Source organism: Sinomonas halotolerans (assembly GCF_039615075.1).
Taxonomy (GTDB): Bacteria; Actinomycetota; Actinomycetes; order Actinomycetales; family Micrococcaceae; genus Sinomonas; species Sinomonas halotolerans.
Window position 1 is genome coordinate 17,685 of sequence record NZ_JBDFRB010000005.1, and the last position, 22,121, is coordinate 39,805.

Annotated in this window: 25 protein-coding genes; 2 read left to right on the forward strand and 23 right to left on the reverse strand. The window is 74.7% G+C overall.

The window, feature by feature from the left end; translation table 11 throughout:
* Nucleotides 1-15: 15 nt before the first annotated feature.
* Genes ABCQ75_RS07175 through ABCQ75_RS07210 form a run of 8 tightly spaced genes read right to left on the reverse strand, consistent with a single transcriptional unit; the run spans nucleotide 16 to nucleotide 7,557 of the window.
* Complete coding sequence (locus tag ABCQ75_RS07175; protein WP_345884263.1) at nucleotides 16-2,073, reverse strand: flagellar biosynthesis protein FlhA; 2,058 nt, start codon at nucleotides 2,071-2,073, stop codon at nucleotides 16-18.
* A gap of 8 nt (nucleotides 2,074-2,081) precedes the next feature.
* A complete protein-coding gene (locus ABCQ75_RS07180; protein ID WP_345884264.1) occupies nucleotides 2,082-3,254 on the reverse strand; it encodes an EscU/YscU/HrcU family type III secretion system export apparatus switch protein in 1,173 nt (390 codons plus the stop codon).
* A 16-nt stretch (nucleotides 3,255-3,270) separates the two neighbouring features.
* Nucleotides 3,271-4,029 carry a flagellar biosynthetic protein FliR gene (locus ABCQ75_RS07185; protein ID WP_345884265.1) on the reverse strand — a complete coding sequence of 253 codons (759 nt, stop codon included), beginning with the start codon at nucleotides 4,027-4,029 and terminating at the stop codon, nucleotides 3,271-3,273.
* An 11-nt stretch (nucleotides 4,030-4,040) separates the two neighbouring features.
* Nucleotides 4,041-4,316, reverse strand: a complete 276-nt coding sequence (gene fliQ, locus ABCQ75_RS07190) for a flagellar biosynthesis protein FliQ (RefSeq protein ID WP_345884266.1) — start codon at nucleotides 4,314-4,316, stop codon at nucleotides 4,041-4,043.
* Entirely contained in the window at nucleotides 4,313-5,293 is a 981-nt protein-coding gene (gene fliP / locus ABCQ75_RS07195; protein WP_345884267.1) for a flagellar type III secretion system pore protein FliP, read from the reverse strand. The genes fliQ and fliP overlap by 4 nt, the downstream gene beginning before the upstream one ends.
* Nucleotides 5,290-5,889, reverse strand: a complete 600-nt coding sequence (locus ABCQ75_RS07200; RefSeq protein ID WP_345884268.1) for a flagellar biosynthetic protein FliO — start codon at nucleotides 5,887-5,889, stop codon at nucleotides 5,290-5,292. The genes fliP and ABCQ75_RS07200 overlap by 4 nt, the downstream gene beginning before the upstream one ends.
* Before the next feature lies 1 nt (nucleotide 5,890).
* Nucleotides 5,891-6,688, reverse strand: coding sequence for a flagellar motor switch protein FliN (gene fliN / locus ABCQ75_RS07205; RefSeq protein WP_345884270.1), 798 nt, complete (start codon nucleotides 6,686-6,688; stop codon nucleotides 5,891-5,893).
* A gap of 2 nt (nucleotides 6,689-6,690) precedes the next feature.
* Nucleotides 6,691-7,557: a flagellar motor switch protein FliM gene (locus tag ABCQ75_RS07210; protein WP_345884272.1), complete on the reverse strand. Its 867-nt coding sequence runs from the start codon at nucleotides 7,555-7,557 to the stop codon at nucleotides 6,691-6,693.
* 240 nt (nucleotides 7,558-7,797) lie between these two features.
* Here ABCQ75_RS07210 and ABCQ75_RS07215 point away from each other — a divergent pair, with 240 nt between their 5' ends.
* A complete protein-coding gene (locus ABCQ75_RS07215; protein ID WP_345884274.1) occupies nucleotides 7,798-8,190 on the forward strand; it encodes a hypothetical protein in 393 nt (130 codons plus the stop codon).
* Between the two features lie 92 nt (nucleotides 8,191-8,282).
* A complete protein-coding gene (locus tag ABCQ75_RS07220; protein WP_345884275.1) occupies nucleotides 8,283-9,926 on the forward strand; it encodes a signal peptidase I in 1,644 nt (547 codons plus the stop codon).
* Here the strand turns inward: ABCQ75_RS07220 and ABCQ75_RS07225 are convergent.
* From ABCQ75_RS07225 to ABCQ75_RS07295, 15 genes are all read right to left on the reverse strand, one after another.
* A complete protein-coding gene (locus tag ABCQ75_RS07225; protein ID WP_345884277.1) occupies nucleotides 9,852-10,661 on the reverse strand; it encodes a flagellar motor protein MotB in 810 nt (269 codons plus the stop codon). The genes ABCQ75_RS07220 and ABCQ75_RS07225 overlap by 75 nt on opposite strands.
* Entirely contained in the window at nucleotides 10,658-11,437 is a 780-nt protein-coding gene (locus tag ABCQ75_RS07230; RefSeq protein ID WP_345884279.1) for a motility protein A, read from the reverse strand. The genes ABCQ75_RS07225 and ABCQ75_RS07230 overlap by 4 nt, the downstream gene beginning before the upstream one ends.
* A gap of 1 nt (nucleotide 11,438) precedes the next feature.
* Complete coding sequence (locus ABCQ75_RS07235; protein WP_345884280.1) at nucleotides 11,439-11,699, reverse strand: flagellar FlbD family protein; 261 nt, start codon at nucleotides 11,697-11,699, stop codon at nucleotides 11,439-11,441.
* A gap of 132 nt (nucleotides 11,700-11,831) precedes the next feature.
* The gene (gene flgF / locus ABCQ75_RS07240; protein ID WP_345884282.1) at nucleotides 11,832-13,004 is read right to left on the reverse strand and encodes a flagellar basal-body rod protein FlgF; all 1,173 of its coding nucleotides are present in this window, start codon (nucleotides 13,002-13,004) and stop codon (nucleotides 11,832-11,834) included.
* A gap of 77 nt (nucleotides 13,005-13,081) precedes the next feature.
* Nucleotides 13,082-13,537 carry a flagellar hook assembly protein FlgD gene (locus tag ABCQ75_RS07245; RefSeq protein ID WP_345884284.1) on the reverse strand — a complete coding sequence of 152 codons (456 nt, stop codon included), beginning with the start codon at nucleotides 13,535-13,537 and terminating at the stop codon, nucleotides 13,082-13,084.
* An 88-nt stretch (nucleotides 13,538-13,625) separates the two neighbouring features.
* Entirely contained in the window at nucleotides 13,626-14,960 is a 1,335-nt protein-coding gene (gene fliK / locus ABCQ75_RS07250) for a flagellar hook-length control protein FliK (RefSeq protein WP_345884286.1), read from the reverse strand.
* Complete coding sequence (locus ABCQ75_RS07255; protein ID WP_345884288.1) at nucleotides 14,957-15,751, reverse strand: C40 family peptidase; 795 nt, start codon at nucleotides 15,749-15,751, stop codon at nucleotides 14,957-14,959. Before ABCQ75_RS07255 ends, fliK begins: the two co-directional genes overlap by 4 nt.
* Complete coding sequence (locus tag ABCQ75_RS07260) at nucleotides 15,748-16,227, reverse strand: hypothetical protein (RefSeq protein WP_345884290.1); 480 nt, start codon at nucleotides 16,225-16,227, stop codon at nucleotides 15,748-15,750. The genes ABCQ75_RS07255 and ABCQ75_RS07260 overlap by 4 nt, the downstream gene beginning before the upstream one ends.
* Complete coding sequence (locus ABCQ75_RS07265; RefSeq protein ID WP_345884292.1) at nucleotides 16,224-17,669, reverse strand: FliI/YscN family ATPase; 1,446 nt, start codon at nucleotides 17,667-17,669, stop codon at nucleotides 16,224-16,226. The genes ABCQ75_RS07260 and ABCQ75_RS07265 overlap by 4 nt, the downstream gene beginning before the upstream one ends.
* Complete coding sequence (locus ABCQ75_RS07270; RefSeq protein WP_345884295.1) at nucleotides 17,666-18,328, reverse strand: FliH/SctL family protein; 663 nt, start codon at nucleotides 18,326-18,328, stop codon at nucleotides 17,666-17,668. The genes ABCQ75_RS07265 and ABCQ75_RS07270 overlap by 4 nt, the downstream gene beginning before the upstream one ends.
* The gene (gene fliG, locus ABCQ75_RS07275) at nucleotides 18,318-19,349 is read right to left on the reverse strand and encodes a flagellar motor switch protein FliG (RefSeq protein WP_345884297.1); all 1,032 of its coding nucleotides are present in this window, start codon (nucleotides 19,347-19,349) and stop codon (nucleotides 18,318-18,320) included. Before fliG ends, ABCQ75_RS07270 begins: the two co-directional genes overlap by 11 nt.
* Entirely contained in the window at nucleotides 19,346-20,962 is a 1,617-nt protein-coding gene (gene fliF, locus ABCQ75_RS07280) for a flagellar basal-body MS-ring/collar protein FliF (RefSeq protein WP_345884298.1), read from the reverse strand. The genes fliG and fliF overlap by 4 nt, the downstream gene beginning before the upstream one ends.
* The gene (gene fliE, locus ABCQ75_RS07285) at nucleotides 20,962-21,267 is read right to left on the reverse strand and encodes a flagellar hook-basal body complex protein FliE (RefSeq protein ID WP_476749545.1); all 306 of its coding nucleotides are present in this window, start codon (nucleotides 21,265-21,267) and stop codon (nucleotides 20,962-20,964) included. Before fliE ends, fliF begins: the two co-directional genes overlap by 1 nt.
* A gap of 32 nt (nucleotides 21,268-21,299) precedes the next feature.
* Nucleotides 21,300-21,692 (reverse strand): flagellar basal body rod protein FlgC, encoded by a 393-nt coding sequence (locus tag ABCQ75_RS07290; protein WP_345884302.1) that lies wholly within the window; start codon nucleotides 21,690-21,692, stop codon nucleotides 21,300-21,302.
* A complete protein-coding gene (locus ABCQ75_RS07295) occupies nucleotides 21,689-22,033 on the reverse strand; it encodes a flagellar basal body rod protein FlgB (protein ID WP_345884303.1) in 345 nt (114 codons plus the stop codon). The genes ABCQ75_RS07290 and ABCQ75_RS07295 overlap by 4 nt, the downstream gene beginning before the upstream one ends.
* Nucleotides 22,034-22,121: the final 88 nt, after the last annotated feature.

Consider the following 22,121-nt stretch of genomic DNA (forward strand, 5'->3'; position numbering starts at 1 on the left):
ACGGCGGGCGGCTGGTCAGATCCGGGCCGGCTGCGCATCGCGGACCACCCCCACGGTGCGGACCCTGAGCTGGGCGCCGGGGTGCGTCGCCTCATCATAGGAGAGGACCGGGACCTCCGCCGACTGCTCGGCGAGCAGCCGGTGCACGGCGGGCCGGAGGGCCGGCGCGCACACGAGGACGGGCGCGGTCCCGGCCGCCCCCGCCTTGGCGGTGAGCTCCCGCAGCGAGCCCGCGATCCGTTCCACGGACTCGGGCGGCAGGACGATCCGGGAGCCGCCTTCGCCCGGCCGCAGCGCCTCGAGCATGGCCTGCTCGAGGGCCGGGTCCAGCATGAGCACGTCCAGCACGCCGTCCTCGGCGCGGCGCTGCGCGATGACGGGACCGAGGCCCCGGCGCGCGGCCTCCACGAGTCCCTCGGGATCGGTCGAGACGCGCGCCCGCAGGCCGAGCGATTCGAAGATCCGGCCCAGGTCGTTGAGCGGGACCTCCTCGGCGAGCAGGGCCTGCAGGACCCGCTGGACCTCGCCGAGCGAGAGCGGGGACGGGGTGAGCTCCTCGACCGCCGAGGCGTTCACGGCCTTGAGGCCCTCGGTCAGCACGCGCACGTCCTCACGCGTGAGCAGGCGCGGGGCCTGCGCGATGACGATCCGGTGCAGGTGCGTGATGAGCACCGCGGCCCGGTCGATCACGGTCGCACCCGAGAGTTCGGCGCTGTGCCGCAGCTCGGCAGGGATCCACTTCCCCGCGAGCCCGTACACCGGGTCCACGGTCGGTGTGCCGGGCAGGGCGCCGATGTCCTCGCCGAGCGCGAGCATGCGCCCCGAGGGCGCCTGCCCCCGGCCGGCCTCCACCCCGCCCACGAGGATCGCGTACGTCCCGGGCTCGAGGTCCGCGGAGTCCCGCGTGCGCACCTGCGGGAACACGAAGCCGAGCGAGAGCGCCACGCTGTGCCGGAGGGACTTGATGCGCCCCAGCAGGTCGTCGCCCGGGTCTCGGACGAGGCCCACGAGGTCGGTCGCGAGGAGGATCTCGAGCGGGGAGACCTGCATGTCCTCGTGCAGGCGGCGGGTGGGGTCGTCGTCGGCCGTGCCCGCTTCTGCGGCAGCGGCGGCCTCCTTCGCCGCCGCCGCGGCGTCCCGGGCCCCCGCAGCCCGGGAGAGCAGGAACAGGACTGCCCCGACGGCGAGGAAGAGGACGAGCGGCATGCCAGGGATGAGACCCATGAGCACGGCCCCGGCTGCGGCGATCCGCAGCGCGGTGCGGGACTGCATGAGCTGCCCGGACGCGGTCCCGCCCAGATCCTCGTCCACAGCGGAGCGGGTCACGATCATGCCGGTCGAGACGGCCATGAGCAGGGCCGGGATCTGGGTCACGAGCCCGTCCCCGACCGTGAGCAGCGAGTAGGTGTTGACCGCGTCCATGAGCGGCAGGCCGTGCTGGGCCATGCCGATCGCGATCCCGCCCACGAGGTTGATGACGATGATGACGATGCCCGCGATCGCGTCGCCCTTGACGAACTTGCTCGCGCCGTCCATGGCCCCGTAGAAGTCGGACTCGGCGGCGACCTCCGCCCGGCGCTCGCGGGCCTGGGACTCCGTGATGGTGCCGGCGTTGAGGTCCGCGTCGATCGCCATCTGCTTGCCCGGCATCGCGTCCAGGGCGAACCGCGCCCCGACCTCCGCCACGCGCTCGGCGCCCTTCGTGACCACGACGAACTGGATGACCACGAGGATCAGGAAGATCACGAGCCCGATGATGAGGTTGCCGCCCACCGTGACCTGGCCCATCGCGTCGATGACCTGGCCCGCGTGGCCGTTGCCGAGCACGAGCCGGGTCGAGGCCACGTTGAGGCCCAGCCGGAACAGGGTGGCCACGAGCAGCAGCGAGGGGAACACGCTGAAGTCCAGCGGCTTCGCGGCGAACATCGAGGTCAGCAGGATGAGCAGCGAGAACAGCACGCTGCACACGAGCAGGACGTCGAGCAGGCCCGCGGGGATCGGCACCACGAGCAGGAGGATGATCCCCACGACCCCGAGCGGCACCGCGAGCTTCGCGGCGGGGAAGGTCTTCACGTCTCCTCCTATGCGTTCTGGTCCGGGACGGCGGGCACGACGGCGGCATCCGGCGGATGCGCGAGCGCCCGCCGGGGCGGGGGCTGGGCCGTGCGGGCAGCGGCCCGCTTCGCCGGGAGCACATGCAGCCCGCCGGCGCGGCCCTTGGCCTTGAGCGCCATGACGAAGGCCAGGACTGCGGCCACGGCGGCGAAGTGCTCGGGCTGGATCTCCTCGCCGAGGCGGCACTGGGCGTGCAGGGCGCGGGCAAGGGGGATGTCCCGCACGAGGGGCACGCCGTGCTCCTCGGCTTCCGCGCGGATGCGGGCGGCGAGGTGGTCGGCGCCCTTGGCGACGACGCGCGGGGCAGCCTTCCCGGGCTCGTAGGCGAGGGCGACGGCGACGTGGGTGGGGTTGACGAGGACGACGTCGGAGCCGCCCACCGCCGCGATCATCCGGCTGCGGGAGAGCGCGAGCTGGCGGGAGCGGCGCTGGGACTTCACGAGCGGATCGCCCTCGGCGCTCTTGGCCTCGTCCTTGACCTCCCGCTTGGTCATGCGGGTCTGCTTGCGGTTGGCGCGCAGCACCATGAGGACGTCCGCCCCGGCCACCGCGATCCCGGCCGCGACGGCGAGGACGACGAGCAGGCCCACGGTCTCCCCGGCGGCGGCGACGAGCGCCGCGACGGGCCGGGAGCCCGAGGCGAGGACGGAGGGCATGGCTGCCTGCACGGCCCACGCGAGGACGGCCCCGACCACGGCGGTCTTGAGCACGGTCTTGGCCGCGTTCCACCACGCCTGCCCGCCCAGGAGCCGCTTGGCCGCGGTGGCCGGGGCCGCGTGGGCGAGCGTCGGCCTGAACTTCCGGAACCGGATCCCGCCCTGCAGCGCCGCGCAGGCGAGCACGGCGACGGCGGCGACCGTGAGCAGGGGCGTGAGGACGCCGGGCAGCGCGCCGAGCCCCTCGGCGAGGATGCGCAGGGCGGTGGCGGGCTCGGGGGTGAGCGCCGCATCGGCGACGGACGCGAAGAGGGCCCGGCCGGCGTCGGACGCCCTCTGGACCGTGGAGGGGACCATGGCCGCCGTGGTGCCCACCGCGATCCACGCGGTGAGGTCCTGGGAGCGGCGCAGCTGCCCCTTCTCCCGCACCTCCTTGAGCCGCTTCTCGGTGGCCTGCTCCGTGCGCTCCTGTGCGTCAGCCACCGGTTGCCTCCCCCATTCAGCCCACGCCCGTCAGCGCCCGTGCCGCCTGCCCCGCGAGGGCCGCGACCACGGCGGGGAGGGCCAGGAACAGCGTCCCGGCGAGCAGGAGCGTGAGCAGGACCTTGAGCGGGAAGCCCATCTGGAACGCGTTGAGGGCCGGGTCGATCCGGGTCAGCAGGCCGAGCCCCACGTCGGCGAGGAAGAGCACCGCGAGCAGCGGACCGGCGATCTGCAGCGCCGCGACGAGCAGGCCCGAGGACGCGGCGAGCATCGCCTCCACCGGGCGGGCCAGGTCCAGCTGCCCGCCGAGCGGGACGGCGTCGAACGAGCCCGCGAGCCCCGCGAGGACCAGCTGGTAGCCGTCCGAGGAGATGAGCAGTGCGAGGCCGGCCATGTGCACGAGCCGCGTGAACTGGGCGCCGTTGACGAGCGAGCCCGGGTCGTAGACCGTGGCCATCTGCAGGCCGGCGAAGAGGTCGATGAGCGAGCCTGCGGACTGGAGCGCCGCGAACGCGAGGTAGACGAGGAAGCCCAGGACCAGGCCCGTGAGGGCCTCCGCGGCGATCGCGCCGAGCAGCGCGGCAGTGTCCAGGGCGGCCCGCCCGGAAAGGCCCGGCCGTGCCGCGATCGCGAGCCCGAGCCCCACGCCGAGCATCGCCCGGATGCGCATCGGGAACGAGGAGTGGCTGAACGGCGGCGCGATGACGATGAACGCCGTGACGCGCACCGCGCACAGCAGCACGGTCTCAAGCCACGGACCGCCCGGGAGCTCCACCGCCCGGCCCCTCAGCCCGCCCCGAGCAGGCTCGGGATCCTGTCGAAGAGCTGGGACGTGAAGTCCACCGCCTCCGCGATCATCCACTGCCCGGCCACGACGAGCGCTACGGCAACCGCGGCCGCCTTGGGAACGAACGCGAGCGTGGGCTCCTGGATCTGGGTGGCGGACTGGAACAGGGAGACCGCGAACCCCACCACGAGGGCCGTGACGAGGACCGGGGCGGACAGCTTCGCGGCCAGCCAGAGCGCCTGCACGGCCAGGTCCACGACCGCCGCGGTGGTCACGCGCCACCCCCGTAGGAGCGGACCAGCGCGGTGACGATGAGGCCCCACCCGTCCACGAGCACGAACAGCAGGATCTTGAACGGCAGCGAGACCATGACGGGCGGCAGCATCATCATGCCCATCGACATCAGGGCCGAGGAGACGACGAGGTCGATCACGAGGAACGGCACGAACACGACGAAGCCGATGATGAACGCCGCGCGCAGCTCCGAGAGCATGAACGCGGGGATGAGGGTCTGCAGGGGGGTGGACTCCGGGGTGTCCGGGTTCCCCATCCCGGCCGCGCGGTGCATGAGCGCGATGTCCTCCTCGCGCGTGTGCCCGAGCATGAAGTGCTGGAGCGGCCCCGTGGCTGCCGCGGCGGCGTCGCCGAAGGAGAGGGTCCCGTTGAGGTAGGGCTGCACGCCGAGGTCGTTCATCTGGGTCAGCACGGGCCACATGATGAACAGGGAGAGGAAGAGGGCCAGGCCAGCGAGGACCTGGTTGGGCGGGACCGAGGGCAGGCCGATCGCGTTCCGCACCATGGCGAGCACCACGAAGATCTTGGTGAAGGACGTGGTCATGAGCAGCAGCGCCGGCGCGACCGAGAGCAGCGTGACCGAGAGCAGCGCGGTGATCGCGCCGGCCGGAGTGCCGTCCACGCCGTTGAGCTCGAGCTGCAGCCCGCCCGGGCCCGCGGGCTCGGCGGGGCTGGCCGGGGCGGCTGGCGCGGCCGGGCCCGGTTGGGGTGCGGGTGCCGGTTGGGGTGCCGGCGCGGGGGCAAGGGGTGCCGGAGCGGGCGCAAGGGGTGCGGGGGCCGGTGCAACGGGCGTGGGGGCGAAGGGGTCGGCGGGAGTCGCGTGGGCGGTACCGGCACCGGACAGGAGCACGACGGCGGCCAGCACCGCCGCGGCCAGGAGGACCGCCGCGGCGCCCACCCTGCGCACGACGCGGGCACGCACCGTGACACCCGTGCTCACCGTGACACCCGTGCTCACCGGGACACCGACCTCCGGCGCCGCACACGGGGAAGGGGAAGCGTGAGGGGAGCTGCGCCGTCGTGGGCATCCCCACCCTGGGCCGCCGGATGAGTGTCTGCCGCACCGCTGTCTGCCGGACCGGGTGCCTCGGTGCCCAGCCCGATGCCCGACCCCATCGACTCCGCGAGGGACGCAGCGAGCACCGACGGGAAGCCCGCGCTCGCCGGGGCAGCCGGGGGAGCCGAGGGCGCGGCGGCGGGCTTCGGAGGGATGCCCGCGCCGGGCTCGCCCGGCGCAGCGGTGCCGGGCGCCAGCACAGGCCGCTGGCCGAGGACCTGCACGCCGGCGTCGGTCACGCCGAGGAGGTAGCGCTCGCCGTCGGCCTCGACGAGGACGAGCGAGGCGGTGCGGGAGAGCCCCCGCCGGGCCACGACGTCCAGCGCGGGGGCCGGGGCGGGGGCCGGCCGCGCGGCAGACCCCACCGCGCCCCAGGGAAGGCGTGCCCAGGGGAGCGGCCCGGTCTCGCCGGTGAGCCGGCGGCGGAGCCACCACATGCCCGCGAGCACTGCCGCGAGGGCGAGCGCCGCGCGGGCCAGGAGGAGGACATCCTCCATGTCAGACGGCCTGCGAGGGGTCGAGGATGCGGGTGATGCGCACGGCGTAGTCGTTCTCGAGGACCACCACCTCGCCGCGGGCCACGAGGCGGCCGTTCACCAGGACGTCCGCAGGGGCGCCGGCGGAGCGGTCCAGCTCGATCACCTGGCCGGGCTCGAGGCCCATGATGTCCCGCACGGCAAGGCGCGCGCGCCCGATCTCCACGGCCAGGCCCAGCTCCACGTCCTTGATGCGGTGCAGGCGCGGCGCGAGGTCGGCGAGGTCCGCAGGGCGGGAGGGGGACGCGGCGTCGGCCTCCTGGACCAGGACGTACCCGGCCGTCTCGCCGGAGGCGACGAAGAGGTGCACTGGCGCGTCCGGCCCCGCCTCGGGTGCGTGGCCCGCCGGGAGGGGCGACGGCGTGCCCGGCCCGAGCACCGCGGCGGCCGCCGCGAGGGCCGGCTCGAGCTGCGCCCGGTCCGGTGCCGCCAGGCCCGCGGCGCCGGCGGCGGCGAGCAGGAGGTCCTCGCGCACGACGACGCGCACCGCGTACGTCGGCGACCCCACCACGAGGGCCTCGACCGTGAGCGTCCGGCCGAGCTCGCCCACGGCGCCGAGCGTGCCCGGCGCGAGCGTCACGGCCGCACCCGTGGGCAGGCACGTGAGCGCGGCACGGGCGGCGTCCGTGTGGGCGGCCGGGAGCTGGGCATGGCCGACGGGTCCGGCGCCGATCTGTGCCTGCCCGATCTGTGCCTGCCCGATCTGTGCCTGGCCGTTCGCCTGGCCGGGCTGTGCGGGGTCCTGCTGGGGCTCTGTCATGGTCAGTCCTCCTCGATGGCGATGATCTGGGCGGCCGCGCGGGTGCGGGCGGCAACGGGGTGGGCGGTCGCGACGCGCAGGCCGTCCACCGTGACGTCATAGGGCCGCCCCACGGGATGGGGGAGCCGGAGGATGTCCCCCACGGCGAGGCCGAGCACATCGGCCGGTCGCACCGAGACGGATGCGAGGCGCACGCCGACATCGAGGGGAAGCAGGACGGTCTGGGCGAGCGCGTTCTGCGGGGCGTCCTCCGCGGCGGCCACGCGGTTCGCCGCGCCGAGGCCGGAGAGGACGGTCTCCGCGGGGATCGCGATGGTCGCGGCGCAGTGGGACTCGCCGACCCGGATGGTGAACGCCGCCACGATCATGAGCTCTCCCGTGCCGGCCGCCTGCGCGAACTGCGAGTTGTAGGAGATCGACTCGATGGCGAGCCGGGCAGGGAGGGTCGAGCCGAGCGAGTAGCGCAGGGCCTCGGCGGTCTCGGTGATTGCGCCCGTGATGAGGCGCTCCTCGATCGGGGTGTACTTGCGGTCCTCCGCCTCGGTGTCCGTGCTCGCGCCGAGCATCCGCGCCACCCATGAGAGGGACGCCGCGGTGGGGAACTGGACGACCATCCTCGAGTCGGTGCCCTCGAGGGCGAAGAGGACCATCGTGGTCGCCGCCGGGAGGTCCGCCGTGTAGTCGTCATAGGTGCGCAGGCTGACGTGCTCGCTCGTGACCGTGGACTTCGCGCGGACCCGGGCCGTGAGCTGCGTGGCCCACTGCCGCGCGAACGTCTCGAAGGCGTTCTCGAGCACGCGCGAGTGTTCGCGCGCGAGCGTCGTGGGCCGGCGGAAGTCGTACGGCACCGCGGGGGAGGAGACGGTCATGCCCCCTAGGTGTGCGGAGGCCGCCGGATCGCTCCCCGCCTTGGCTTCCGCCGCCGGATTCGCCCAGCGCACCGCCCCCTGTTCCGCAGGAACCCGGTATTCGCCAAGGCCTTCCGCAGGTGTATGCAAGGACGGGCCGTTGGGGCCAGAGCGCTCCCTACCGTGGAATCACCGGGTCAGGAAGCTACGGCCCTCCTCAATTCAGGCGCAGTGCGCCAGCATCAGAAAGAGAAACACTCTATGCGCAAGTCCCACAAGATCCTCCTGGCCGCCGGCCTCGGCATCGCGGCTGTCGCCGGCGGCTCCGCCTTCACCGGCACCGGCCTCGCGACGACTGCGGGCGCCACCCAGTTCGTCGGCGGTACGGTGAACCAGACCGTCACCGGCGCCAGCCTGGCCAGCGTGACCTACGGCTTCGCCGACGCCCCGGGCAACACGCAGGTCAACAAGATCGACCTCAAGTTCGCCGACGCCACGGGCGGCAAGACCCCCACCGTTTCCCTCAACGGCGGCGCGGGCACCTCCTTTACCTGCACGGCGGTCAACGCAGCCACCTTCATCGCCTCGTGCACGCCGACCACGGCCGGCACCTCGCAGACCGGCCTCACGGGTCTGGACGTCACCGTCAGCTAGTGACGTGAGGGATGGCCCGCCCCAGCTCCAGGGCGGGCCATCCCTGTCTCTCCCACACGCCTGATCACTCCCGCCACGGAAGGACCGCCCCGATGACCCTGCGCCGCCGCATCCTTGCCGGCTCCATGGTCGTCGTGTCGCTCCTCTTCGCGGCCGTCGTCCTGCTCCTGGCCAGCGGCCAGAACGCGGTCGTCGTCACGCACGGCGTGAGCATGAACCCCGTCTACTACCAGGGCGACCTCGTGGTCGTCAGCCGCTCCGCGGTCTACGAGGTGGGCGACATCGTCGCGTACCGCCTCGCGTCCACCAGCGAGATCGCGCTGCACCGGATCATCGGCAGCGACGCCCACGGATTCACGATCAAGGGCGACAACAACGTCTCGATCGACGTGGACCACCCCACGAATGACGCGATCGTCGGCGAGGCCGTCCTCCATGTGCCCCAGGGCGGCACGTGGCTGCGCACCCTCACGAGCCCGCCCGTCCTCGCGGCCGCCGCCTTCCTCCTCCTGGGCGGCGGCACCACCGCACTCACCCGCCGCGCGCGCCGTCGTGCCCGTAGGAAGCAGAAAGCCATGTCCCGCCACCTCGAGACCTCGTCCCGCCCGCGCGCCGTCCCAGCCGGTGCCGCCGGTGCCGCCGCCGCGGAGGGTCGGCGCAGGAGCGCGCGCAAGGCCGCCCCGGCCATGCTGAAGGCGCCGTACCGCGCGTGGACGGCGACGGCCGCGGGCCTCGCCGCCCTCGGCGCGGGTCTGGGCATCTGGGCCTGGGGTGGGCCCACCGAGCTGCCCGCCGCGGACCTCAAGGCCGGCCAGCAGGCCCGAGTCGACTTCTCCTACAGCTCGGATGTCCGTCCCTCCGCCGCCTACGACGGCACGAAGGTCGTGGACCCGGCACCCGTGTTCCGCCGCGTGGTGGACACCGTCGACGTGCACTACGCCTATCGCGGGCCCTCCGGGACCGTGAGCGTCGCGGCCGAGCTGTCCACGCAGGAAGGCTGGCGCACCACCGTGCCCCTCGCGCCCTCGGCCCCGGTCGAAGGCGGTGCCCACGAGGGCACCGTGCGCCTGGACCTGGCCGCCCTCGAGAAGAAGGCGAAGGCCGCCGCGGAGGTGACGGGGCTTCCGCTGAACACGGTCAAGGTCGCGGTGGTGCCCACGATCGCCGCCGGCGGCTCCGAGTTCGCCCCGAAGCTGGCCTTCACCCTCTCCCCGCTCCAGCTCACGCTCGACTCAGCGGACGCGCTCACCGCCTCGCAGGGCCAGGCCGTCCCGGCCGCCGCTGCGGGCGCCCGCACCCTCGCCCTCGGCGTGTGGTCGCTCGACGCCGCGGCCGGCCGCTACCTCTCGGTGCTCGGCCTCGCGGGCGGCCTGCTCGCCCTGGCGGCCATCGCCGTGCAGGCCCGCCGACGCCCCGAGGACGAGAACGCGCAGATCCACCGCCGGTGGGCCTCGCTCCTCGTGCCGGTCCAGCCGATCCCCTCCGCCGCCGGCCGCATGACGGTGGACGTCGAGGCCTTCGCGACGCTGGCACGGCTCGCCGAGCGCTACGGGCTCCTGGTCCTGCACTGGTCCCGCAGCGGCGTGGACACCTACCTCGTGCAGGACGAGAACGTGTCCTACCGGTACCGGCGCGGAGCCGCGGCCCCGCACAGCGAAGGGTCAGCGCTTCCTCTCGACCGCGATCGCCTTGAGGGCGTCGGGGATGAAAGCCCGGACCTTCTCGGGCTGGTCTGACAGGATCACGATGTCCACCCGCCGGTTGCGCTCCATGAGCTCCTCGGTGGAGTCGTCCGTCACCTGCCGCGCCGAGCCGTAGGCGACGGCGCCCACCTTGCCGCGCGCCACGCCGTCGTGCTCCACGAGCCGGCGCAGCACGCCGATGGCGCGCGCCCCGGACAGCTCCCAGGTGGACGGGTACGCGGTCACGCCGTGCGCCGCATGCCCCTCGACTGAGACCTCGAGGCGGGAGGCGCGGATGACGGGGCCGACGACGTCGATCACCTGGGCTGCGCGCGCGGTCAGTTCCGGGCGGTCGGCGAGGAAGAACGTCTGGGCGCCCACGAGGCGCACGCTGAGCCCCCGCTGGTCGATGGTCAGCTCCACGTTCCGCGCGAGGCCCTTCGCGCCGAGCCCCTTCTCCATCGCGGCCTTGAGCGCAAGGAGCTTCTCGGCCTCCTTGCGCGCGAGCGCGAGCTCCGAGAAGCCCTCCGCGTCCTTGCCGGCGTCCTCGGCCCTCACCACGGTGCCCGTCGCCGTGTCCACCTTCCCCACCTCGGTCTGGCCGAACCCCGTCGCGAGCGAATTGCGCAGCTTCTCGAACTTCTGGGCGTCCACGCTGGACATCGCGAAGAGCACGATGAACGTGATCATGAGGACCGTGACCATGTCCGCGTAGGAGACGAGCCAGCGTTCGTCGTGGCCGTCCTCCCCGTGCCCACCGCCTCCGCGGCGCCGGCGCCTGCTGCTCACGCCGCGGCCTTGCCCGCCCCGCGGGACGGGGCCGTCTCCGGCGCGAGGGCGCGTAGCCGGTCGGCGAGGAGCACGGGCTGGGCGCCCGCCTGCAGGGCGAGCGCGCCCTCGAGGATGATCGTGAGGCGGTCCTCCTCGAGGTCCGCGAGCCGGTTGAGGCGCTGGGCGATCGGCAGCCACAGGAAGTTGGCCGAGAGCAGGCCCCACAGGGTCGCGACGAACGCCGAGGCGATGAGCGGGCCCAGCGCATCCGGCGTGGAGAGCTTCTCGAGCACGTGCGTGAGCGAGACGACCGTGCCCACGATCCCGATGGTGGGGGCGTAGCCGCCGAGGCTCTGGAAGAAGCGGGCCGCACTGCGCTCGGTGCGCTGGCGGGCGGCGATCTCGTCCTCGAGCATCGTCCGCAGGTCCTCGGAGTCGGTCCCGTCCGCAAGGCTCTGGAGCGCCTTCGCGAGGAACGGGTCCTTCGAGTCCGCGGCCTGGCTCTCGAGGGACAGGAGGCCCTCCACGCGGGCCTTCTCGGCGAGGGAGACCATCGTCTCAATGGTGCTGCTGGTCTGCGGACGCCGCCCCGCGAAGGCCTTGGGCAGGGCGCGGAGCGCGCGGAGCGTGTCCTTCATCGTGGAGCCCGCGAGCCCCACCGCGAGCGTGGCGCCGAACACGAGGATCATCGGCGCTGGCAGAAGGAGCGCCTCGATGTGCGCCCCCTCGAGGGTCACCGTCGCGTAGAGGGCGCCGAAGGCCAGGACGATGCCGATCAGGGTTGCCGGATCCATGTCAGGTGTTCTCCTCGGTCAGGGGCGAGACCGCCCTCAGATGCGTGCGGTCGGGCCCGGGCGTGCGGAGCTCGGACGCGAGCGCGAGGACGTGCGCCCGGGCCCGGGCCACTGCCTCGATGACCTCGCCGACGCTCTCCTGGACCACGTAGCTCGCCCCGCCCACCATGAACAGCGTCGTGTCCGGGGTGGCCTGGACGCGCTCGAGCAGGTCCGGGTTGAGTGCGAACTGCGAGCCGTTGAGGCGGGTGACGACGATCATGTGTGGTCCTGGGGGCCGGGGGACTGGGTGCCGGAAGCGCGGCGGGGGTGGTGCCGCACAGTCCCTGATCGGCAGGCGGGAGCCGACGGTGAGGCGGCGCGCTCGAGGCGGCCCGCGCCGCTGCCGCCTGGCCTACCTCTTGAGCTGGACGAGCTCGCCGAGGACCTCGTCGCTCGTCGTGATGACGCGCGAGTTGGCCTGGAAGCCGCGCTGGGCCGTGATGAGGTCCACGAACTCCTGCGAGAGGTCCACGTTGGACATCTCGAGCATGCCCGCGGACAGGGTTCCGGCCTGGCCCTCGCCCGCGGCGCCGATGACGGGCTCGCCCGTGTTCGCCGTGGCACGGTACGCCGAGCCGCCCGCCTTCTCGAGGCCGGCGGGGTTCGCGAAGGTCACGAGCGCCACGCGGCCCACGGCCTGGCGGGCGCCGTTGGAGAAGGACCCCATGACGATCCCGTCCGGGCCGACCGCGAACGCGTCCAGCGTCCCCGCCGCGTTGCCGTTCGCGCCGCCTACCGTCACCGTCGCCGGGCCCGCGTACCCGGTCAGGGCGGAGAGGTCCACGGCGACCCCGCCCACCGTGAGCGTCGTGGCACCCCCTGAGGGGCGCCCGTCCGTGAAGGCGACCGACGCCGACCCGGTGCTCGCGCCGTCGTCGCCCGCCACGTCCCACCCCGCCGCCGTGCGGGTGAACGTCACGGCGAGCGTGCGGGCGGTGCCCGTCGCGTTGTAGGCCTGCACGTCCCGCACCAGCTGCGTGCCGACCGCGGCGCCGTCCGGGAGGTTGCCCGACGCCGCGGCGCGCGTCGTCGCGATGGCCGGGGACGTCGTGGCCGTGTCGAGCCGGATCGGGGCGAGCTGCCCGCCCTGCTGCACGACGCCGTCGACCGCCGGCCAGCCCGTCAGGAGCGCGCCGTCCGGGGTGACCAGACGGCCGTCCGCGTCGAGGTCGAACGCGCCGGCGCGCGTGTAGAGGGTCTCGCCGCCGCGCGAGACCGCGAAGAAGCCGTTGCCGTTGATCATGAGGTCCGTGCCGCGGCCCGTGGTCTGGCCGGCGCCCTGGACGAAGTTCAGTGTGACGCCCTGGACCTTGACGCCCAGGCCGATCTGCGCCGGGTTCATGCCGCCCGCCTCGGCCTGCGGGCCCGCGGCGGCCTGCGTGAGCTGCGAGAGCGTGTCCTGGAACTGCACCGTGGACGACTTGAAGCCCGTGGTGTTGACGTTCGCGATGTTGTTGCCGACGACGTCCAGCTTGGTCTGGTGCGTGCGCAGGCCCGAGATGCCGGAGTACATGGAGCGGAGCATGGCTGCCTCTTTCTCGAGGGTATGGCTGTGGGTGGCTGTGGTCTGGGCTGTGGTCTGGCGGGCGATCGGGGCTTGCGTCAGCGGACGCCGGTGACCGAGGCGAGCGGCACCTCGGTGCCGCCGACGCTCACGGAGGCGACGCCGTCGCGCACCGTGACGTGGTCCGCCCGGCCGGAGCCCGGCACGCCGTCCGGGCCGGCGAACTCGACGGTGCGGCCGATGAGCGCCGCCGCCGAGCCGAGCGCCTGCGCCGCGGCCGAGGACTTCGCCGTGGCCGCGAGCTCCGTGAGCTTCTCCATCTGGGCGAGCGAGGCCGTCTGCTCGATCATCTGGGTCGTGTCCATGGGCGAGGACGGGTCCTGGTTCTTCAGCTGGGTGACGAGCAGCTGCATGAACAGCTCCCCGTCCATCTCCTGCTTGGGCGAGCGGGCGGGGCCCTGGCCGATTCCGGCGGCGCCGGTCGCGGGGGCGAGGGGCGTGGCGCTCGGGGCGGCCGGGGCCAGCAGGGTCTGCGTCAGCGGGGTGATCGGCACGGTGGTCCTTTCCGGTGGTCCTGGGGCGGGGGTGGTGGGTGCGGGGGCGGCGGGTGCGGGTCGGGGGGGCGGCGCTGCGGGGTGGCGGTCAGCCGCGGACGTCGAGCCGCTCGGACCCCGGTGCGGCGGGGCCTGCGGTGAGGGGCGCGCCCGAGCCCGGAGGGCCGGCGTCGTGCGCGGGGGCACCCGGGCGAGTCCACCCCGACGAGGTGCCGTCCCGCTGGCCCGTGCTGCCCTGGCCCGTGCTGTTGTGGCCGGCACCGTTCTGGCCGGCGCCGGGGTTCTGCTCGCCGTGCGGGGAGCCGGGCCCGGCCGCGCCGCCGGGTGCGTGGCCGCCGGGATGGCCGACGCCGACCGGCCCCAGCGCCGAGGCAGCCGCGGTGTGCGCGGTCCCCGGCAGGGCGAGGTCGAGGGTGGCGGTGAGGCCGGTGGCCGCGAGGTCCCGGCGCAGGTCGGGGAGTGCGGCGCGGAGGGCGTCGCGGGCCGCGGTGGTCGGGGCGTCGAGGTGGACGCGGACGCCCTGGGCGCTGATCGTCGCCTGGACGGTGACGGGCCCGAGGCCTTCCGGTGCCACGCGGACGCTCACGGTGTGCTCGCCGGGGCCGGCGGAGGCGATGCGGGCGATCGGCTGCCCGAGCTGCGCGGCGAGCGGAGCCGGCGCCGCCGACGCCGACGCCGAGATGGGGGACTGGGCCGGCGAGATGGGGGACTGGACCGCCGAGATGGGGGACTGGACCGGCGAGATGGGGGAGTGGACCGCTGAGATGGGGGTCTGGGCGGGGGAAGGGAGTGAGGGTGACCCCGACCCCGGATCGTGGTCCGTCGAGGTGGGGGGGCTGACCGCCGAAATGGGGGACTGGGCCGGCGACATGGGTGAACTGTGTGCCGAGACCGGGAGTCCTGGAACTCCGGCGGTCGACCGGGAGTGGAACGACCGGCGTCCTGGTGCGTGGTCTTCTGAGGCGCTGCCGAACAGAGGGGAGGTCTGGCCGGACTCAGAGGGGGCACCGCCGTCGACGGGCGGGGCGAACTCAGCATTGATGCGTTCGAGAGGGGCGGGAGCCAGCTGCGCACCGAGAGCGAGATCCCCCATCTCGGCGGTCAAGTCCCCCATTTCGGCGGTCAAGTCCCCCATTTCGGCGGTCAGGCCCCCCATTTCGGTGAGGGCCGCCATTTTGGATGCCGAGGCCGCCGTTTCGGTCGCCAGGTCCCCCATGTCGCTGGTCAGGTCCCCCTTTTCGGCGGGTTGGGGGGCGGGCGGGGCCGTGAGGAGCGTGAGGAGGGCGTCGAAGCCCGAGGAGGCCTCGGCGTCGTCCGCCTGGCGCCCGCGCCCGGCAAGCGCACCCGGCCCACCAGCGGGGGCCACGCCGGAAGCCCCGCCGGCCTGGCGCGCGCCCGCCCCGATCAGGCCCGGCGCGCTCATGCCGCCGCCCCGGGCACGATCCGGCGGATCTGCATGAGCCCGGAGTGGGCCTCCCATGCGTCGCGCACCTGGATGGTCTTGCCCGGCACGGGGGCGTCGATCGCCTTGCCGTCGCCGAGGTAGATCGCGATGTGGTCCCCGCCGAACGAGACGAGCAGGTCGCCGGGCCGCGCCTCGGCCAGCGACGGCACGGGCGTGCCCTTGGTCATCTGGTCCCGCACCACGCGCGGCAGCTCGATCCCGAGGTCCCGGTACACGTGCTGCACGAACGACGAGCAGTCCAGCCCCACCGCCGGGTCGTTGCCGCCCCACACGTACGGGATCCCGGTGTACTTGCGCGCCTGCGCGGCCACGTCCGCACCCGTCACGCCGCCGGTCCCGCGCGGCCCGCCCGCGTTGGCGGACGACGCCGGCCCCGCGCCCTGCGCCGCCTGCGTCGCCGTGGCGGCGGCGAGGCCGGGGAGGGACGCGGGGGAGCCGGCCGACCCGAGGGAGCCGGCGGCTCCGAGAGCTCCCGACCCGCCGAACTGGCCGAGCCCGCTGAGCCCGCCGAGCCCGCCGAGCTGGCCCGGCCCGCCCGGACCGCCTGCCCAGGCCATCCCCGCTGCGCCGGCGAGGGCGTTCGCGAACTCCTCGGCGGCGGCAGCGCTGGCCGGGGCCTCCGCAGCCTTCGCCGCGGACGTGCCCGCGGTGGAGCCCGCGCGTGAAGCCGCGAGCGCGTCGGGATCGGCGAGGGAGACGATCGTGTGGCGGATCTCGCCGATCCGGCCGAGGGCCTCCGTGAAGGTCATGCGTGGCGTCCTTCCCGCCGGGCCGGGCGGCCTCCGGCGATGTCGTCGAGCGCGGTCTGCTCCGCGCCGAGCTCTGCGGCTTTGGCCGCGGTGCGGTGGCGCTCCTCGAGCCTTTCGAGCCGCGCGGCCTCGAGCGCGGCGGCCTCATACTCGGCGGCGAGGGACTCGGCCTCGGCCTCGCGCTGGGCCACGAGGCCTGCGAGGTCCGCGAGCAGGCGGGACTGGGCACCCCTGGCCGCCGCAACCGCCCGGAGCGCGGCCGCCGCCGTCAGGGCGGCGCCGTCGTCCGTGTCCTCCGGGGCGGCCGTGCCGGTCGCACGGCCGAGTCCGCCCCGTCCGTCCTCGGCACGTCGTGCCTCGAGCTGCGCCCGCGCGTCGCCGAGGGTGGCCCGCGCTCCGGCGAGCCGCCCCGCCGTCTCGTCGCGCTGCGCCTGTCGGATCCGCAGGAGCCCCTCGAGGCGGAACAGCGGGCTCATGCGAGGACCCCCGCCGGTGCGCCCGTGAGCGTCTGCGCGAGCCCCGCGAGCCGGGCCCACGCCTCGGGCGCGGGCGTGGACTCGTCCATGCCCTGCCGCAGGAACGCGTCGATCGCGTCCTGGTGCGCGAGCGCCGCGTCCACGAGCGGGTTGGCCCCGGCCTGGTACGCGCCCACGTCGATGAGGTCCTGCGCATCCCGCCGCGCCGCGAGCACCCGCCGCAGGGCGGCGGCCGCCGCGCGCTCGCCGGGCCCTGTGACCTTGGCCGCGACGCGGGAGACCGAGCCGAGCACGTCGACGGACGGGAAGTGCCCGGCCGTTGCGAGCCGGCGGTCCAGGACGACGTGCCCGTCGAGGATGGACCGGGCCGTGTCCGCGATCGGCTCGTTGTGGTCGTCGCCGTCCACGAGCACCGTGTACACGCCGGTCACCGACCCGGTGCGGTCCGTCCCGGCCCGCTCGAGCAGCCCGGCGAGGACGGCGAAGACCGAGGGCGGGTAGCCGCGCGTCGCGGGCGGCTCGCCCGCCGAGAGGCCGATCTCCCGCTGGGCCATCGCCACGCGCGTGAGCGAGTCCACCATGAGCACCGCGTGGCGTCCCTCGTCGCGGAACGCCGCGGCGATCGCCGTGGCCGTGAATGCGGCCCGGCGCCGCATGAGCGCCGGCTCGTCCGCGGTCGCGACCACGACCACCGAGCGGGCGAGACCCTCCGGCCCCAGGTCGTCCTCGAGGAACTCGCGCACCTCGCGCCCGCGCTCGCCGATGAGCGCGATGACGTTGACTTCCGCCTCCGTCCCGCGGGCCACCATCGACAGGAGCGAGGACTTGCCCACACCCGAGCCCGCGAACAGGCCCATGCGCTGCCCCCGCCCGAGGGTCGTGAGCGTGTCGAGCACGCGCACGCCCGTGGCGAGCGGCTGGGTGATGCGCTCGCGGTCCAGCGGGTGCGGCGCGGGGCGCTCGAGCGGGGACCGGCCGGCGCCGCGGAGCGGTCCGAGCCCGTCCACCGGCTCGCCCAGCCCGTTGAGGATGCGGCCCAGCACGGCGGCCCCCGTGGGGACGGTCGGCGTCGAGCGCCGCAGCCGCGCGGGTGCGCCGGGGCGCAGGCCGGGTGCCGCGGTGACGGGGACGCAGTCGGCGCGCGCGGACGACGACGACACGACCTCCGCCTCGACCGCACCTGCCGCTGCACCCGGCATTCCGGCGCCCGGGACCCCGGCACCAGGCAGCGCTGCCCCCGCTCCAGCGCCAGGCACCCCGGCCGGCTCGCCGAGCAGTACGCGGTCCCCCACGGCGCACTCGAGCCCCGCGACCTGCAGGCCGAGCCCGTGCACGCGCGTCACCTCGCCCACGCGCTCGGGCGCCGCCGCGGCGACGGCCTCGGCCCAGCGGGCGGGCACGGCCCAGCGCGCGGCGGGGGCCGGGGCGGCCGGCGCGCTCATGCGCCCTCCCCGAGGGCGGCCCGCGCGCGCTCGAACGCCGTGGCGATGCGCGCGTCCAGGATCCCGGCGGGCAACTCGGCCACGGCGTCGCCACGGCCCAGGGCGGGGTCGACGACGAGGGTCCGCGGCGCCTCGTCCGCACCGAGGGCCGCGGTCACCGCGTCGAAGTCGTCGGCGCTCACCCGCACCCGGAGGGGGACCTCCGCGGATGCCCCCAGCCGGGCGAGGACGGAGGCGGCCGCGGCGTCGTCCCGGGAGAGCTCGTGGCCCACCACGGCGCCGGCGAGCTCGAGCGCGGACCGCACCACGGCGTCCTCCGCCTCGGCGAGGACCGGGGCGGCGAGGGCCCGCGCGGCGGACGCTGCGGCGTCGAGCGCGCCGACCGCGTGGGCGAGGGTGCCGCGGGCCTGGACGAACCACGCGGCCTTCTCCTCCTCGAAGGCCGCGAGCCGGACCTCGAGCATCTCCTGCGCCGCGCGCATCCCCGCCGCATACCCGGCGGCGTGGCCGCGGGCCCGGGCCTGGGCCTCCTCCCGCACGGAGGCGGGGGACTCGCCGAGCACGGGGTACTGGACCGCGGCGTAGGCGGGGAGCGCCCCAGCGGGGGACGCACCCGCGGCGGGCGCGAGCGATGTGCTGACTGCGTGCTCAGTAGACAAGGTCGTCCTCCTCGCCGCGGCGCACCGTGATGGTGCCCTCGGCCTCGAGCTGGCGGACGCGGCGCACGATCTCCGCCCGCGCCTCCTCGATGTCCTTGGCCCACACCGCCCCGAGCGCGGCGGTGTCCGCCTCGAGCATGGTCTTCTTGCGCTCGGAGATGTTCGCCTGGACCGCGAAGGCCACGGCGGGCGGCGCATTCTTGAGGGCCTTCGCGAGCACGCTGGTGTCCACGTCCTGGAGCACCGACTGGAGGTCGCGGCGCTCGAGCCGCACGATGTCCGCGAACGTGAACATGCGGGAGCGGACCTCCTCGGCGAGCTCGGGGTCGAGTCCCTCGAGCCCGTCCAGCACGGTCTTCTCGGTGGCGGCATCGGTGCGGTTGATGATCTCCACGAGCGGCTGCACGCCGCCCACGGCCTCGGGGGCCTCCTTCGCCGCGCCCACCGCGCCCACGCGGAGGCGCAGCTGCTCCGCGACCACCTCGATCGCGTCCGGGTTGGGCTGGGTCATGGTCGCGATGGCGAGGGCCACGGAGGCGCGCTGCTCCTCGGGCAGGCCCGCGAGCACCGCCGAGGCGCGGTCGGGGCGCAGGTGCGCGAGGACGAGGGCCGAGGTCTGCGGGAGCTCGCCGTCCAGGAGCGCGATCACCTGGGACGCGTCCGAGGCCTCGAGGAACTCGAACGCCTTGCCCGCCATGGTGTTGGCCATGCGGTTCAGGAGGGTCGCGGCGCGGTCGCTTCCGAACGAGGCCTCGAGCAGCTCCACGGCGAAGTCCCGGCCGCCGCGCGCGGGCCCGCGCCCCGCCACGGCGATCTGGTGGAACTCCTCGATCGTGGAGGCCACGGTCTCCGGCGGGACGCTGCGCAGGCCCATGATCTCGGCGACGATCTGCTCGGCCTCGGACTCCGTGAACTGCTGCAGCACGCGTGCGGCGTGGAGCTGGTCCATCTGCATGAGCACCACGGCGGCCTTCTGGATGCCGGTGAGCCTGGTCGCGGCCCGGCCGCCCACGGGGCTCACTGGGCCGCCCCCTCGTCGATGAGGTTGCGCAGGAGGCCCGCGGTCCTGCGCGGGTCTGCGGCGGCGAGCTGGCCGATCTGGAGGCGCTTGCGCTCGAGCTCGAGCGCGTCCCCCTCGGGCCCGGGCAGCGGTTCGATCTCGGGCTGGGCGGGCGGGGCCTCGATGGCGTCCATCGCCGTGGTGGTCGGCTCGGGCTCGGAGATCATGGCGTAGTCCTCCGGGTAGGGCAGTGCGGCGAGCTCGGCCGCCTTCGCCGCGGCAGCCCGGCGTCGTGCCCTCGCAGCGAGCACGACGCCGACCAGCAGCAGGGCGAGCAGCGCGCCGGCCGCGATGATGAGGGTGCGCAGGAGGTCCGCTTGGGCGGCGGCCTCGCGGGCGGCCTTCTCCTCGGCGAGGGCCGAGGCGGCCTCGTCCGCCTGGGCGGTGGAGAACGCGACCGTGCGGACGGTGACGACGTCTCCGCGCGCGGTGTCGGCGCCGGCGGCGGCCGAGACGAGCGCGGTCAGGGCCGGGACGTCGACCCCTCCCGCGTTGGCGTCCACGGCCACCGAGATGGATTGGCGGCGCAGCTCCCCGGCGGGGATGGTGCGCTGCTCGGTGGTCTTGTCCACGGCGTTGTTGCGGGTGGTGGTCGTGGACTCGTACTCGCCGTCGCCGTTGGCCCCGCCGGGCACGGCGATGTTGTCCGGGCCCAGGACGCCCGCGGCGCCGCCGCCTCCCGAGCCGCTGTAGTTCTCGGATTCGGTCTGCTCGGCGAGCGGCTGGGCGGCCTGGCCCTTGCCGAACGTCTCCGTGGTGCGCTGTGCGGACTGCTGGGTCATGTCCGCGGACACGGCGGCGGTGGCCTTCCCGGGCCCGACGACGCGGTCCAGCACCGCCTGCACCGCGGCCTGGGTGCGCACCTCGTAGGCGGTGGCGCGCCGGTCGGCGCTGCCCGCGGTGCCGCCGGCGGCCGAGAGGACGGCGCCGGCCTGGTCCACCACGGTGACCTTCCCCGGCGCGAGCCCCTCGACCGCGGAGGAGGTGAGGTGCACGATCGCGTCCACCTTCTCGTCCGTGAGCGGCTCGCCGGGCGCGGTCTCGACGAACACGGAGGCCGTGGGCGGCTCGGCGCGGGCCGTGAACACGGTCTTCTCGGGGATGGCGAGCTTCACCGAGGCACCGCGGATCCCGTCCAGGTGGGAGATCGTGGTCTCGAGCTCGCCCTCCACGGCGCGGCGGAACGTCACGTCCTGCTGGAACTCGGAGGCGGTGACGCCGAGCTTGTCCAGGAGCGTGTACCCGCTCGGGGCGGCGGAGGGCAGGCCGGCCGCAGCGGCCTTGAGCCGCTCGTCGTAGACGTGGGCCTCGGGGACGAGGATCGTGCCACCGCCGGCCGTGAGCTCGTACGGGACGCCGTCCTTGCGGAGCTGGTCCACCACCGCGTTGGCGTCCGCGGGCGCGAGCCCCGAGAAGAGCGGGGTCATGGCCGGGCGCGTGAGCCACAGGCCGAGAGCCACCGTGCCCACCACGAGGATCGCGACGCCGAGCACGCCCAGCGCCTTCTGCGCCGGGGTGAACGCGGCGGCCGCGGAACGGGTGCGGCCCAGCAGGGCGAGCAGCTGGGGAGGCATCAGGCCTGCATCCTCATGATCTCGTTGAAGCCCTCCACAGCCTTGTTCCGCACGGCCGCGGCCAGCTCGAGGGTCACCTGGGCGCGGGTCGCCGCGATCGTCGCGTCATGGACGTCGGTGAGGCTTCCTGTCACGGCGCGCACGCCGAGCTCCTTCGCCGTGGACTGGAGCTGCTGGAGGCCGTCGACGGCGCCGGCCAGCGTCGCGGCGAACGCCTCGCCGCCCGCGCCGCGCACCGGCGTCGTGCCCTGCGTGCCGGGGGTGACTGCGGCACCAAGGGTGGTGGGCGCCGTGCCGCGGACCATCGCGCCCACGGCCGCTCCGATGGGTTCGATGCTCACTGCTGGCGTCCGATCTGCAGGGCCGACTCGTACGTGGCGCGAGCGCGGTCCACCACGGCGGCGTTCGCCTGGTAGCCGCGCTGGGCGAGGATGAGGTTGCCCATCTGCTCGCCGAGGTCGATGTCCGGGTAGCGGACGTAGCCGTCCTCGTCCGCGAGGGGATGGTCCGGCTGGTGCACGATCCGGCCCTGGCCGTCTCCGAGCTCCACCGAGCGCACGAACGCCCCGTGCTCCTGGCCCTCCTGGGCGAGCACGTAGCGGGCCCGGAAGGCCTCGCCGCCCATGGCGCTCGCGGTGTTGACGTTGGAGAGGTTGTCCGCCGTCGCGTCGAGGTAGCGGCGGTGCAGGTTCATGCCGGTCCCGGCGATCCCGAGCGCGTCGAACGTCATGACGTGCTCCTCATCGCGGCGCGGAGGGCCGCAGCCTCGCCGCCCACGGCCTGCGCGGCGAACTGGTAGCGCAGCACCGTGTCGATGTTGGAGACCGTCTCGGTGTCCAGGTTGACGTTGTTCCCGTTGAGCTGGGTGGGCTCGAGGGAGCGGGCCTCAGCGGGCCGCACGGTTCCGGAGCCGGCGGACACGGCGGCGCGCAGCGAATCCTCGAAGAGCACCCGCTTGGCCGTGTAGCCGGGGGTGTTGACGTTGGCGATGTTGTCGGCAATGGCGCGCTGGCGCGCGGCAAGGCCGTCGAGCGCGCTCTGCAGCGCAAGCGAGGAGACCGAGTCGAACACGGTGCCTTCCCTGGGGGGTCGGGGACGTCTGCACTCGCCTCTATGCGTGACGTTCCGTGACGGCTGCAGTCAGCCGTCGGCCCCCTTC